Below are 13242 nucleotides of genomic sequence, written 5' to 3'. Positions count from 1 at the left end.
CATGAGCTATATTGCAAAGACAATTCCGGTGATGAAAATGCGCAAAACCCTGCTGGGGCTGGCATCGGCCACCCTGTTGATGACGTCATTTGCCAGCCATGCAAGGGCTGTCGAGGTACAGGAAGTCACATCGGATGGCGGCATTACCGCATGGCTGATCGAAGATCACCTGAACCCGCTTCTGACAGTTGATTTTGCCTTCAAGGGGGCCGGTTCCGCGACCGACCCGGAAGGCAAGGGGGGCCTTGCCAATATGGTGTCGGGCCTGATCGACGAAGGGGCTGGCGAAATGGACAGCCAGACCTTCCGCACCGAAATGGAAGACCGGTCGATCAGCATTTCCTTTGATGCCGGTCGCGATGATTTTTCCGGATCGATGGTGACATTGACGCGCGAACGCGACACGGCGATTGATCTTCTGCGTCTGGCCCTTACCGAGCCGCGCTTTGACGATGAGGCGGTTGAACGCATCCGTGCACAGGTGATTTCGGGCCTGCGTCGGGCGGAAAATGATCCGGGCGATATTGCAGGCAAGGCGTTTTTCAAATCGATCTTTGGCGATCATCCCTATGCCAATCCGGTATCGGGCACGATGGCATCGGTCAGCAGCCTGAACGCCAATGATTTCCGTGAATTTGTCCGTCATGCCATGGCGCGCGACAATCTGGTGATCGGGGTCGCGGGCGATATCACGGCCGAGGAACTCGGCCCATTGCTTGACGAAGCCTTTGGCGGTCTGCCGGACAAAAGCGACCTTCCGGCCATTCCCGAAGTCACGCCAAAATTTGGCGGGATCGAGGTCATTCAGCAGGACATCCCGCAAAGCCAGGCAGTCTGGGGCCAGAAGGGTATCGCGCGCAAGGACCCGGATTTCTATGCCGCCTATGTCATGAACTATATTCTTGGCGGGGGCGGTTTTTCATCGCGCCTGACCGAAGAAGTGCGTGAAAAACGTGGTCTTGCTTACGGCGTTTACAGCTATCTGGCCGATATGGACAAGGCTGAGCTGATCACGGGCGGGGTTGCGACGCGCAACGATGCCATCGGCCAAAGCCTGTCGATCATCGGTGATGAATGGCAGAAGATGAAGGACAAGGGCGTATCGCAGGAAGAACTCGATAACGCCAAATCCTATCTGACCGGGGCCTTCCCGCTGCGCTTTACCAGCCTTGGCAACCTGTCGGGCATGCTGGTTGGCATGCAGATGCAGGATCTGGGCATGGACTTCCTTGATAAACGCAACAGCTTTGTCGAGGCCGTCACCCTTGATGACGTCAACCGGGTTGCCGGGGAACTGCTTGATCCGGCCAATGTTACCGTGACGGTGGTGGGCAAACCCGAAGGCGATCTGGCGTTTTAAGCCGATCCTGACTTTAAAATGTACAAAGCGCGGTGAAAGGCATTTCGCCGCGCTTTGTGCTTTGATAGGTTCGTTTCAATCACAATAATATCACCCCGATTTAACGAGCATTTCCCTTCATGACCCTGCGTGTCCTGCCCCAGAACCTGATCAACCAGATTGCCGCCGGTGAGGTGGTTGAACGCCCGGCTGCGGCGTTGAAGGAACTGGTGGAAAATGCGCTGGATGCCGGGGCAACGCGGGTAGACGTGACCTTGCGCGATGGTGGGCGGACCCTGTTGTCGGTGACTGACGATGGCAAGGGCATGACGCCCGATGAACTTGGCCTTGCGGTCGAACGTCACGCGACGTCCAAGCTGCCCGATGATGATCTGTTCAATATCGGTTTTATGGGGTTTCGCGGCGAAGCCTTACCATCCATCGGATCGGTATCACGGATGCGCCTGACCAGTCGGGTGCGCGGGGCGGAAAATGCCTGGACGTTGACGGTTGAAGGTGGGGCGAAAAGCGCACCGGAACCGGCGGCCCACCCGTTTGGCACGCGAGTTGAGGTACGCGACCTTTTCTATGCGACACCCGCCCGGCTGAAGTTTCTTAAAACCGCGCGGACCGAACAGATGTATGCGCGCGAAATCATGGATCGGCTGGCGATGGCGCGGCCCGATGTCGGCTTTACCCTGTCGGGGGACGGCAACAAGCAGATTTTGAATTACCCGGCCTGCGAAGGTGATTTGTTCGATGCCCGCCTGAAACGGCTGGGGGCAGTTATGGGCCGCGAATTTCAGGATAACGCCCTTCAGATCGAGGCCGAACGCGAAGGCATTCGCCTGACCGGTTATGCCGGGGTGCCGACATTGAACCGCGGCAATGCGCAGATGCAGTTCATGTTTGTCAATGGCCGCCCGGTCAAGGACCGGCTGTTGCAGGGGGCGGTGCGCGGGGCCTATCAGGATTTTCTGGCGCGCGACCGTCATCCGTTGCTGGCGCTGTTTTTTGAACTTTCGCCCCGTGATGTTGACGTCAACGTCCATCCTGGCAAAACCGAGGTCCGGTTCCGTGATCCGGGCATGGTTCGTGGGTTGATCGTCGGCGCGCTCAAACACGCCTTGGCCGGGGCCGGGCACCGGGCATCGACCACGGTGGCCGATATGGCGCTGGGCGCAGCCCGGCGCGAAGGTGACGGACCATCCTTGCCCTATGGCGGCGGGCGCCCCGCCTCGGGCGGGTATAATTTCGGGTCCTATCAACCCAGCCATCCAGATTCGACAGCCATACAGCGCGATTACGCGGCACAGGCACCGGCAACCTCGTTTGGTGGCCTGTTTGATCGCGGGCGTGATTTTGCCGGTGGAGAGACCGGCGGTGATAATGGCGGATTTGCCGCGGCTGCTGCCAGTGCGCTGGCCGGGGGATATGGTGGCGGGTATGCCGGTGCCGCCCCGTCGGCACGGATTGATGACACTGACGTGGCCAAATTTGTGGATCATCCGCTGGGCGCTGCGCGCGGGCAGGTGCATGCAAACTATATCATCGCCCAGACCCGCGATGGCTTGGTGATTGTTGATCAGCATGCCGCCCACGAACGCATTGTCTATGAACGTATGAAGGCCGATCTGGCGGAAAATGGCGTTAAACGGCAGGGATTGCTGTTGCCCGAAGTCGTCGAACTGGACGAGGCATCTGCCGAACGGGTGGCTGAGCGTGCCGAAGAATTTGCCGAATTGGGGTTGGTGATCGAGCCGTTTGGCCCCGGTGCGCTGGTGGTGCGCGAAGTGCCCGCAATGCTGGGCAAGGTTGATGTTGCGGGACTGGTGCGCGATCTGGCCGACGAGATCGTCGAACTGGGGCAGGGCATGGCCCTTAAGGACCGGCTGATGTATGTCTGCGCGACCATGGCGTGCCATGGGTCGGTGCGGTCCGGGCGGAAGCTCAATGCTGATGAAATGAATGCACTATTGCGCCAGATGGAAGCCACCCCGCATTCAGGGCAGTGCAACCATGGCCGCCCGACCTATGTTGAACTGAAACTGCACGACATCGAAAAGATGTTTGGTCGGCGCTAGGCTTTAAGCCTGATCCTTAATCCTTGAGCTTCATGTCACGCGGCAGGCGGGTATTGGCGTTGATCCGTGCGCCTTGGATCTGTTCGGCGAACAATCCCTTCGCCGTGGACAGATCGGCATCGCGGAAATCGGTTTGGGCAAGATTGGCACCGCTCAGATCGCAATTGTGCAGTGTCATGGCGCGAAATGTCGCACCTGACAGATCAGAGCCGAGAAACACCGTGTTGCGCAAGATGGCATCGGTAAAGCTGGCACCAGAAAGACGGGTGGCGGCAAGCACGGCATGATCCAGATTGCAGCCGATGAAATCGCCCGCCGTCATATCGCAACGACGCAGCACCGCCTTTTGGCAATTGGCATTGCGAAATGACACATGCGGCAAGGCACATCGGGTCAGGTCGATGCCTTCAAGATCGGCATCGCGCAGATCGGCGTGCCGGATCGACATCATCGCCCCCTCCTTGCCGCCGGTATCAACCCAAAGCCGATGCCCCTTAAGGGCTTCGGTCAGATCGATTTCAACCAGCTTTTCATCAATGCTGGTGTCGACCGGGTCTGCGTCTTCTGCCCTGTCATCGGTCAGTTTTGCGGTTTCAATCGGTTGCGGTACGGGGGAAAGCACCGCGCGAACGGATTCTGCCGCATCAAGGTTATAGTCGCGCTGCGTTTTCCCCGGTTTGGCATCAGAGGTTTCAATGCCGATCTTGGCACTGGTGGGGCGTTTGGTGTCCAACGTCTGTGTGACCGTGGCAGCGTTGCGTGATGATGTTTTGGAGGGCATCGCAGGTTTCAGGGTGACGGACCGCGACGGTCGCGGTTTGGCTGCGGGCTTTTCGCCATTCTGATCCGATGCCGGTTCCTCGGCAGGTTCAGGCGATTTGATGTCGTCATGACGTCGGGCCGGTTTTTCAATCTCGCGGTCGATCAGGGCGCTGGCATTGCGGGGCTGGCGTATTTTGCGCGATGGTTCGGCGACATTGTCGCCTTCGCGTGCCGGGCCGAAATAATTGTCTTCGAATACGAAGCGGCGCGGCTTTTTAATCACGGTTTGAACGATCTTGCGCAAACGGTCGGCGTCGACCGGCTGGCGAAAGACGCCTTCAATCCCGGCTTCGACCGCATCGCGCATGGCGCGACGATCCAGTTTTGGCGCGCCTAGCAAGACCGGGACCTGATTGCAGAATGGATCGGCATCCGATGCGCTTTGACGCAGATCGCGAATGGTCGAAATACCGCGAATACCGTCCAGATAAAGACCGATCAGGATCAGATCCGGGCGGTGCGTACGGGTCAGTTCGATGATGGCGTCGCGGTCGTCACTCGCATGGAAGGCCGCCAGATGCAGCGGTTCAAGTGCTGTCTGCACTGCCTTGATGTTCCGATCACTGTAATCGGCATACAGGACGGATAGTTTTTTTGGCGACCGCGTTGTCATTCCACCAAGCTTGCCTGCTTTATCGGGTTTTGTCACCCGGTTGCATCCGATGATTACTGGTTGCCCGGTACTGAAAAGCTTCGACGTTGTTCGGGTGATGGAATGCCACCACTGCCTGTTTCCGTGTTTGTGCCACCGGTCGGTCCGAATGTCGTCGCGCCGCTATTGTTTCCGGCGTCATCGACCATTTCGATCATGATTTCGACGCGTCGGTTCTGTGCCCGGCCTTCGGGCGTGCTGTTGTCGGCAATCGGGCGACTGTCACCGTGGCCCTGCACAACCATGCGGGCCGGGTCGGTGCCATTCTGATCAATCATGTAATGGATGACCGATGTGGCCCGCGCCGCCGATAAATCCCAGTTCGAGATATAGGGCGAATTTGACGATACCGGAATGTTATCGGTGTGGCCGGAAACCACGACCTGACCTTCGGTCTGGTTGATGACCGGTACAAGCCGGTTCAGGATGGCTGCAAATTCCGCTGTCATCCCCGACGAGCCGGATGGAAAGGCAATCTCGTTTGGAAAACGGACAACCACGTCGCCGTCTTTTCGATCAACGCCGATCTGGTTTGTCATGCCCATTTTATGAAGCACGGTTTCCAGTGTTTCTTCGAGGGCCTCGGCCTTTTCAGATTTGCTGTCGCCTTCCTTTATCTCGACCTCGGGCGTTTCGACGGGCGGGATATTGGAAACAATGCGGGGGGTGTCAGGGGTCGGCTGTTTCAGGGCTTTGCCAAGGATCGAACCATCAAGTTCGACAACACCGGCCAGTTCGTCCTGCTTGCTAAAGCCAAACGCGGTTTTGACCGATCCGGCAATCTGTTTGTATTTGATGACATCCATTTCGGCAAAGGTGAGCAACAGCACAAACAGCACGAGCAGCAATGACATGAGATCGGCGAATGTCGCCATCCATGCGGGAGCTCCTGCTGCCGGTTTCTTTGCCATCTTCTACGCCTGCTGCCTTATGTATCTGTCGTAAATGAATGTTGCGCGGCTTATTCGCCGCCTTCGCTGTCGGTATCTTTGGGAATACCGCCCGGCAAATAGGGCCCAAGAATTTCCTTCATCACCAATGGGCTTTGGCTTGATTGAATCTGGACCACTGATTCGATAATCAGCTGCTTGGTGCTTTTAAGCTGCTCGACCTTAAGGGCCAATTTGTCGGCAACCGGAAGCGCAATCAGGTTGGCTAGAACCGCACCATAAAAGGTGGTCAGCATCGCAATCGCCATGGCCGGGCCGATGGCATCGGGGTCCGACAGGTTGGCCAGCATCTGCACCAGACCGACCAGTGTGCCGATCATGCCAAAGGCCGGGGCGGTATCACCAATCCCGCGGAACATCAGTTCGCCAAGTTCGTCATTCTGGATCGATTTTTCGACCTCGCTCGAGATCGAGCTTCGAATGACTTCGCCACTGTGGCCGTCGACACACATGCGAATGCCGCGTGCCATGATGTCGTTTTCAATTTCGACATTCTCAAGCCCCAGAAGGCCGTTCTTGCGCACCAGTGTTGAAAGTTCGATGGCCTTTTCATAGATCGACAGCGGATCTTCCTTTGGATTCTTGAAGGCGATCCTGATCCCGATCTTCAGCGACTTGATCACATCACGCATCGGGAATTTAATCAGCGTTGCCGCCGCCGTGCCGCCAAAAACAACCATGATCGATGGCAGATCGACAAAGGCATTCAGGCTGCCGCCCATAAGGATGGCGCCAAAGATAACCCCCATACCGGCGACGATCCCGATAAGTGTTGCAATATCCATGATGCTTATACGTTTTCCGGCGTTATGAATTCATGCGGCAAAAGCTGGTTCGGGATCGAAAAAGGCAATCTTTCTTCCAGGCTGTCAGGCAGCCATTCTGTTCTGGCAAACATCAAAACGCGGTACCCCTGATACGTGTCATGGTGTTGGCGGTTATATTTTCCGTTTCAATCCATCAAATTGGGAGGTTGCAGACGGATTTTCCATAGCAAGCGGATAAAATCCGGCATAATTCGTTCGCTCGGCGCGAACAATCCATGTCTGTGCCTTCCCGATCCGCTTATATGCTTATCGCGAATGTCTAGGACATACTATACGTTTGTTAGTCGACTTTTGTCGGGGGCTCAACCCACCGGTAAGGATAGTCAGCCTAATTCAAACGATGTAATGCCAAACGTCATTTCAAGATTCAGTTCTGGGGCTTTGCCGCGATACATGCGCGCGGTTTCAAATTCCGCCTGCATGCCGTGTTCTTCAACGAGCACACGTGCAGCCTCATTTCCATCGGGAATATCCAGATAGACCGGCTGATCCTGTTCCTTGCGGGTGGCAAGCAGGGCATGGAAAAGGCTGCGGGCATCGTCGATATTGTCGGCAAAAAGCGGCCCGACCTTATGCCCTGTGCGACACGGTCGGATCACGCCATAGCCGCGCAATCCCATCGGGCCGCGAAGGGCCAGTGCGATGTGCTTTTCCGCAGAAATCCAGCCGCGCAGAAACTCGATCCGGCTTTCGGGGAACAGGTTGCAGGTCTGTTCGAAGGCATCAATGATGGCGATATCATTGATCAGAAGTTCGAACAGGTCGTCGTTTTGCGGGTTTTGTGCCGTAACCACGCCGCCAAAGCGCAGGTTGCGATGGGCCAACTCAAAGCCGGATTTACGATAGTTTTCCTGCTGATCGACAACGCCATCAAGACCGATTGTTTTGGCAACCGCCTCGCCCAGCACGGTTTCCCAAAGCCGCAAACCAAGGCCTTCGCCGCGACGATCAGGGCGGCAGATGTAAAAGCCGACAAATCCGTAATCCGAATTGTAATGCACGGCTGAAATCACGGCGGCCAGCCCCTGTTTGTCAAACGTCCCCCAGAAGCCCAGCGGGTCGGTATTGAAAAACGCATCCGCGTCCGAAAAACCCGGATTCCAGCCTTCCTGTGCGGCCCAATCAACGGCAGTGGCGAATTCAAAGGACTTCAGGCGGCGGATTTTATCGGTCATGGCATTGTTTCGTCTTTATGGATCATGGACTTCCGGCCGCTCATGTGTCTGGCATGCATCGGGCCGGTGCGGTTCAGGCCATGATGTAACATGACCCGGCGATTGCAATGACAATAATTTTATTGAGAATGCCTATCAGTTTTATTATCAATGATGCACGGTCAATCTTTGCCGCCAACCGCCACCGAAAGTCATCTAATGCCTGTAAAGTCTGACAGCCCGCTGATTGCCAAAACCCGCATCGTTCTGAGCGCAAGTGCCGATGTCGCAAACGCGGTTGCAGCTTATTATGCCGAACATGATTGCGATGTGACGAACGATGACAACGGTGCGAAGATTTCACTTTCGGTCGGGCATCTGACTTTGCAGCCCGGTGAAAAGCACCTTGATATCGAAGTCGGCTCAAAAAGCGAGGCCGGTGTTGCACAGATGAAGGCCGCACTTATTGCCATCCTGCAAAGCATCGTACCCGAAGCCGATCTTGACTGCCGCTGGAAGGGGGCAGGGGAAAGCAATGGCAAGCTGCCGAACTTCCGGGAACTTCGTGTAATTGGTGTGACGGACCTGTCATCTCATATGCGCCGATTGCGGCTGGCGGGGGATGATCTGCAATTTTACGACGGCGATGGCATTCACATGCGCCTTCTGATCCCGCCACGTGATGTTGTCGAGCCACAATGGCCGACATTGGCCCCCAATGGCATGGTGGTCTGGCCCGAAGGTGACAATGCGGTTGCGCCAAGGGTTTACACCATCCGCCGGATCGATGCCAAGGCAGGCTGGATCGAGGTGGACTTTGTCATGCATGGCGATAACGGCCCCGGGTCTGCCTTTGCGCTTCATGCGCAACCGGGGGACCGGATCGGCATGACCGGGCCGCTGGGTGGGGAACTGCCCGATGCCGACTGGTTCCTGTTTGCAGGCGACGAAACGGCCCTTCCGGCGATTGGCCGTTATCTTGAAGAACTGCCTGAACATGCCAGCGGCCATGCATTGATCGAGGTGGAAAGCCCGGCTGACATCATTGACCTGGCCACCAAAAGCCGGATCGCGATTGAATGGGTGTGCCGTGATACCCATCTCGCAACCGATACCAGTCCGATCCGCGAGGCGGTCAGTCGTATCGAAGTGCCCAAGGATCGGGCGCGTGTCTATTGCTGGGCCGGCGTCGAGCAGGCCAGCTATAAATCCATTCATCAGATATGGCGCAAGGAAGTCGGCCTTGACCGTGATCAGTGTCTGGCGATGACTTTCTGGCGCAAGACGGCCTGATTTTTGTTCAGGTGCTATTGGACTGATTTGCTCCGGTCGTGCAGTTCGGGGGCGAAATGGGCGATGGCCTGATCAAGGTCGACCAGAATTTCCGCAACCAGCGGATTGCCTTGTTGCGTGCCTGCCAGTTCGATCACGGCGCGAATGATATCGTGATTGGTCGGACGGGCACCTGTCGCGATGGCTTTGGCGTGATCGAAGACTTGTTGTCGCGCCGCAAGAAAGGCCGCGATTTCGTCGGCAGCCGTCGGATCGTTTCCTGATTGTGTGTCATGCAAGGCACGTTTCAGAGACAGGCCGGTCATGTGGCTGCTGCTGGCAAACAGGGTTGCGGTGATCATGCGAAATGCCAGCGCATCCTGCGCCAGCTTTTTACGAACAACCGGATCGGTGATAACGTTTAGCGCGAAAAGATCGGCTTCGATTTCGTTATCGCGTTCCTTGTTGCCGCCATCGCCAAAATGTGACGGATCGCAATGGCGCACTTCGTGGCGCATCAACCAGCCATAGGTCAGATCGGCACTGCTGGCATAGTGAAGCTGATTGCCAAACCAGCCACGCATCAGGTCGGCAAAAATTTCAGTCCCGCTACCCGGTGCGATTTTTGCCGGAATGAAAATCTGGCAAGGTACTGCCTGATTGTTGCCGCGGCGTCCCGATACGGTAAAGGGTGACTGCGGCAGTTTGGCAAACAGCAGATCTGCACCTTTTATGTTCTCAAGGCCAAGCGTCCGATCAATGATCGACAGAAAGGAAGCACGGTCGGCGAAACTGTGCAGGGCAACCTTTTCATAACGGTTCAGGTCACGTTCGATGTCGGCAAGGGTTCTGAATTCCTGTGCTTTTGCAGGTAATGCCATGCCACCCGCCATGCCCGACAGCATACAGCTAAAACAGGCAGCCGACAGATAGCGATAGAATACAGATTTCACCATGCTCCCAGTATGCCGTTCTGGAAGGCTCAGGGCGAGATCAAACTGATGCCGGTTTCAGGCACCCAGTTTGCGGGCGGCGGCAATCGCGCGGCGGATTTTTGCCAATCGGCGCGATGCCCGTTTGAGATCAAGTGTTGATCCGGTCCGTTTTGTCATTGTCATGCAAGCCTCCTTTACGCTTCGGCGCGCTGGCCGGTGCGTTTGCGTTGCGGTCCGAACAGACAGGCCAGCAACAGGATAATACCCGAAATCGTGGCAATCATGCCCGCCGCGCTGACTGCATAGGGCGACCCGAACCAGCCAGGCCCGTATCCGGCAAAGACATAACCCAGAACTGCCGAAATTACGGCAAACGAAACGCTCCATCCGATCTGCCGGCCAAGCTGGTTGGTCATCAGGCGGGCTGCGGCAGGCGGGCAGACAAACATCGCAATCACAATGATCGATCCGACCGCATCAAAGGCGGCAACTGCGGCAATTGCGGTGGCGACAACCAGCGCAAATCCAAGCACACGGGTTCGAATGCCAATCGCCTCGGCAAAGGCGGCATCAAAGGTCGATATTTTCAATTCTTTCCAGAATAGCGTGATGAACAGCACGATCCCGAAAAGAACGACCGCCAGTCGCGGTAACTGAGGCGGAAGGGTTGCCAGAGCCGCCGGGTCAAACAACGATTGCCAGCCTTCGGCATCAAACCAGATCAGGCTTTCAAGATTGCCCAGCAACGCATGTTGCACATCGATATGCACCGAACTGGTGTCTGTGATTTCAAGCAGTAGCACACCGGCGGCAAAAAGGGTTGTAAAAACAAGCCCCATCGCGGCCCCCGGCTCAACCCGGCCAAGCCGTTTGACAAGCTCGATCACGATGACGGCAACAATGGCGGCACAGCCCGCACCGATCATCATCGGTACGGCCGTGATGGTGCCGGTTACCAGAAATGCCACGACAATACCGGGTAGTACGACATGACTGATCGCATCTCCAATCAGGGCCTGGCGACGCAGCAAAAGGAAATTCCCGGGCAGGGCACAGGCAACCGCACCCAGAATACCGATCACGATTGGTGTCAGGCTGAGTTGCACAAATTCAGCACCCAGGGCGGTGATCAGATTGTCGATCATGCGGGGGCTCCGGTTTGTTCGGCAATCACGCGGTCGATTTCATCGATCTGATCCTGTGTCATCATATCCTCGATCGGGGTTAGACCGTCATAGCGTTCAATTGCTGAATCATCGGGCAGGATGCGCCGCGCCATCGCCCAGCGGGCTTCATCGCGGGCGGCCTTTTGCGATGCGGTTTTACCGCGCAGGGTTGCCACCCCGTCAGGCCGTATCATGCCGGACTGACGCAGGATGCGAAGGGTAAATCCGTCATAGATCGGTTCGCGTCGCGCCAGTGCCAAAAGCCCCTGACGGCGATGCACGCGGCGCTGGAACCGCCAATGACGCAGCGCCGATGCCAGGCCGCCACGAAGCGGTGAAAACAATGCGGAAAAAACAAAGAACCCGAACGCCACCAGAACAATGATCGGCCCGGTCGGGAGCGACGCGGCAGCGGCCGAAAACACCGCCCCGATATAACCGGCAAGTCCGCCAATGGCGGCGGCAATACCGATCATCGGTCCGACCTGATTGGTCCAGAACCGGGCGGTAACCGGCGGAATGATCAGAAGGGCGACAATCAGGATCAGACCAACAATCTTAAGCCCGATCACGGTAACAATCAGCGCCAGCCCCATCATTGCCAGATCAATATGGCGGACATTGATGCCGGTTGTTGCGGCATATTCCGGATCAAATGCCACCAGAGTCATCGGACGGCGCAACATGAAGACAAAGGCGGTGGCAAGGGCCCCGGCAATGGCAATTGTGGTTGCCTCGCTGATCAGCATGCCAGCGGTCGATCCCAGCAGGAAGTTTTCAAGCCCGGCCTGACGCCCCGACGACATGGTTTGAATAATCGTCAGCAAAACGATGCCAAGCCCAAAGAAAACCGACAGAACCGCCCCGATAGCCGCATCCTCGGTCAGGCGGGTCTGGCGGGTAATCCATTCGACCATCAAAAGCCCGATGCCCGATGAAATGGCCGATCCGATGATCAGGCCGGGCAACCAGCGCCCATCCCCGCCAAGGGCCACCATCAACATGAACGCAATACCGACACCGGGCAGGGTGGCGTGACTGATTGCATCGGAAACAAGGGCGCGTTTGCGCAGGAAAATAAACGCACCGGCACCACCCCCGGCAAGGCCCAGCAACCCGGCCCCAACCGCGACAAGGGCGCTGTTATATCCGGCCTGCAGGAACAGGGCGCTTATGAAGTAATCAAGAAAACTCATCTGAATTTTTCCGATGATTTCGCATTGGCGGATACGGGATCAGGCAAGACGCAATTCATCGATATGCGTGGTCGCCAGTCGCCCGCCATAGGTTTCTTGCAAATTGGCGGCGGTAAAGGTGGTATCGACCGGGCCTTCGGCAATGCGGCGCACATTGATCAGAAGCACGCGGTCAAAATACTCGGCAACCGTGGATAGGTCATGATGCACGCAAACAACTGTCCGGCCTTCGGACTTAAGGTCCTTCAGCACGGCAACAATGGCGCGCTCGGTTGCGGCATCCACCCCGGCAAAGGGTTCGTCCAGCAGGTAAAACTCGGCATTTTGCGCCAATGCGCGTGCAAGGAATACGCGTTGCTGCTGACCACCGGAAAGCTGCCCGATCTGACGGGTGGCGAAGTCGCTCATGCCAACGCGTTCAAGGCATTCCGTGGCCTGTTGGCGGTGGCGCGCCCGCCAGAAACGAAACAGCCCGACCGAGCCATAAAGCCCCATCAGGACGACATCGATAACGCGTGCGGGGAAATCCCAGTCAACACTGGCGCGTTGCGGCACATAGGCCACCCGGTCGCGTGCCTCGTGAAACGGTTTGCCGAAAATGCGTATTTCGCCAGACAGCCGGGGGATCACGCCAAGTGTCCCTTTCAGGAAGGTCGATTTGCCCGCCCCGTTCGGCCCGATGATTGCGGTCATGGAGCCCGCCGGGATAGAGGCATCGACGGAAAAGACCGCCGGTTTGTTGCCATAGGATACCGTAAGGCCACGCACCGTCAGCGGCGCATCCTTGCCCGCGACATCAACGATCTTTCCGGCTTCTGCAATCAGTTCTGCGTTGCTCATGACAG

The 13242-nt window shown here is 56.9% G+C and carries 11 protein-coding genes; 3 read left to right on the top strand and 8 right to left on the bottom strand.

Annotated elements, in window-relative coordinates; all coding sequences use genetic code 11:
* The first annotated feature begins 1 nt into the window (after position 1).
* Positions 2–1360 (top strand): pitrilysin family protein, encoded by a 1359-nt coding sequence (locus tag P8T57_RS05715; RefSeq protein ID WP_341364867.1) that lies wholly within the window; start codon positions 2–4, stop codon positions 1358–1360.
* Positions 1361–1479: 119 nt separating this feature from the next.
* Positions 1480–3423, top strand: a complete 1944-nt coding sequence (mutL, locus tag P8T57_RS05710) for a DNA mismatch repair endonuclease MutL (RefSeq protein WP_341364866.1) — start codon at positions 1480–1482, stop codon at positions 3421–3423.
* 16 nt (positions 3424–3439) lie between these two features.
* Here the strand turns inward: mutL and P8T57_RS05705 are convergent, their stop codons facing one another.
* The 4 genes from P8T57_RS05705 to P8T57_RS05690 all read right to left on the bottom strand — a co-directional run bounded on the left by P8T57_RS05705 (position 3440) and on the right by P8T57_RS05690 (position 7849).
* Entirely contained in the window at positions 3440–4894 is a 1455-nt protein-coding gene (locus tag P8T57_RS05705) for a pentapeptide repeat-containing protein (protein ID WP_341364865.1), read from the bottom strand.
* Positions 4895–4911: 17 nt separating this feature from the next.
* Positions 4912–5808 carry an OmpA family protein gene (locus tag P8T57_RS05700; RefSeq protein WP_114093604.1) on the bottom strand — a complete coding sequence of 299 codons (897 nt, stop codon included), beginning with the start codon at positions 5806–5808 and terminating at the stop codon, positions 4912–4914.
* A 50-nt stretch (positions 5809–5858) separates the two neighbouring features.
* Positions 5859–6632 carry a MotA/TolQ/ExbB proton channel family protein gene (locus tag P8T57_RS05695; RefSeq protein WP_007090151.1) on the bottom strand — a complete coding sequence of 258 codons (774 nt, stop codon included), beginning with the start codon at positions 6630–6632 and terminating at the stop codon, positions 5859–5861.
* 365 nt (positions 6633–6997) lie between these two features.
* Positions 6998–7849: a GNAT family N-acetyltransferase gene (locus tag P8T57_RS05690; protein ID WP_007090150.1), complete on the bottom strand. Its 852-nt coding sequence runs from the start codon at positions 7847–7849 to the stop codon at positions 6998–7000.
* A gap of 198 nt (positions 7850–8047) precedes the next feature.
* On the opposite strand from P8T57_RS05690, the gene P8T57_RS05685 reads away from it, so the two are divergent.
* Positions 8048–9121, top strand: coding sequence for a siderophore-interacting protein (locus tag P8T57_RS05685; protein ID WP_341364864.1), 1074 nt, complete (start codon positions 8048–8050; stop codon positions 9119–9121).
* Between the two features lie 14 nt (positions 9122–9135).
* Here the strand turns inward: P8T57_RS05685 and P8T57_RS05680 are convergent, their stop codons facing one another.
* The 4 genes from P8T57_RS05680 to P8T57_RS05665 all read right to left on the bottom strand — a co-directional run bounded on the left by P8T57_RS05680 (position 9136) and on the right by P8T57_RS05665 (position 13237).
* Positions 9136–10056 carry a hypothetical protein gene (locus tag P8T57_RS05680; RefSeq protein ID WP_341364863.1) on the bottom strand — a complete coding sequence of 307 codons (921 nt, stop codon included), beginning with the start codon at positions 10054–10056 and terminating at the stop codon, positions 9136–9138.
* A 173-nt stretch (positions 10057–10229) separates the two neighbouring features.
* On the bottom strand, positions 10230–11180 hold the full coding sequence (locus tag P8T57_RS05675) for a metal ABC transporter permease (protein WP_063093206.1): 951 nt from the start codon (positions 11178–11180) through the stop codon (positions 10230–10232).
* Positions 11177–12397: a metal ABC transporter permease gene (locus P8T57_RS05670; protein WP_341364862.1), complete on the bottom strand. Its 1221-nt coding sequence runs from the start codon at positions 12395–12397 to the stop codon at positions 11177–11179. The genes P8T57_RS05675 and P8T57_RS05670 overlap by 4 nt, the downstream gene beginning before the upstream one ends.
* A gap of 39 nt (positions 12398–12436) precedes the next feature.
* On the bottom strand, positions 12437–13237 hold the full coding sequence (locus P8T57_RS05665; RefSeq protein WP_341364861.1) for a metal ABC transporter ATP-binding protein: 801 nt from the start codon (positions 13235–13237) through the stop codon (positions 12437–12439).
* Positions 13238–13242: the final 5 nt, after the last annotated feature.

The sequence above is a fragment of the Thalassospira sp. SN3W genome, from assembly GCF_038070535.1.
GTDB classification, from domain to species: Bacteria; Pseudomonadota; Alphaproteobacteria; order Rhodospirillales; family Thalassospiraceae; genus Thalassospira; species Thalassospira xiamenensis.
This window is presented reverse-complemented; position numbering and strand designations above follow the sequence as displayed.

Excerpts from the sequence above, each read along its gene's own strand:
- P8T57_RS05715 (WP_341364867.1), top strand. The coding sequence starts at position 2 with ATGAGCTATATTGCAAAGACAATTCCGGTGATGAAAATGCGCAAAACC.
- mutL (WP_341364866.1), top strand. The coding sequence starts at position 1,480 with ATGACCCTGCGTGTCCTGCCCCAGAACCTGATCAACCAGATTGCCGCC.
- P8T57_RS05700 (WP_114093604.1), bottom strand. The coding sequence starts at position 5,808 with ATGGCAAAGAAACCGGCAGCAGGAGCTCCCGCATGGATGGCGACATTC.
- P8T57_RS05695 (WP_007090151.1), bottom strand. The coding sequence starts at position 6,632 with ATGGATATTGCAACACTTATCGGGATCGTCGCCGGTATGGGGGTTATC.
- P8T57_RS05690 (WP_007090150.1), bottom strand. The coding sequence starts at position 7,849 with ATGACCGATAAAATCCGCCGCCTGAAGTCCTTTGAATTCGCCACTGCC.
- P8T57_RS05685 (WP_341364864.1), top strand. The coding sequence starts at position 8,048 with ATGCCTGTAAAGTCTGACAGCCCGCTGATTGCCAAAACCCGCATCGTT.
- P8T57_RS05680 (WP_341364863.1), bottom strand. The coding sequence starts at position 10,056 with ATGGTGAAATCTGTATTCTATCGCTATCTGTCGGCTGCCTGTTTTAGC.
- P8T57_RS05675 (WP_063093206.1), bottom strand. The coding sequence starts at position 11,180 with ATGATCGACAATCTGATCACCGCCCTGGGTGCTGAATTTGTGCAACTC.
- P8T57_RS05670 (WP_341364862.1), bottom strand. The coding sequence starts at position 12,397 with ATGAGTTTTCTTGATTACTTCATAAGCGCCCTGTTCCTGCAGGCCGGA.
- P8T57_RS05665 (WP_341364861.1), bottom strand. The coding sequence starts at position 13,237 with ATGAGCAACGCAGAACTGATTGCAGAAGCCGGAAAGATCGTTGATGTC.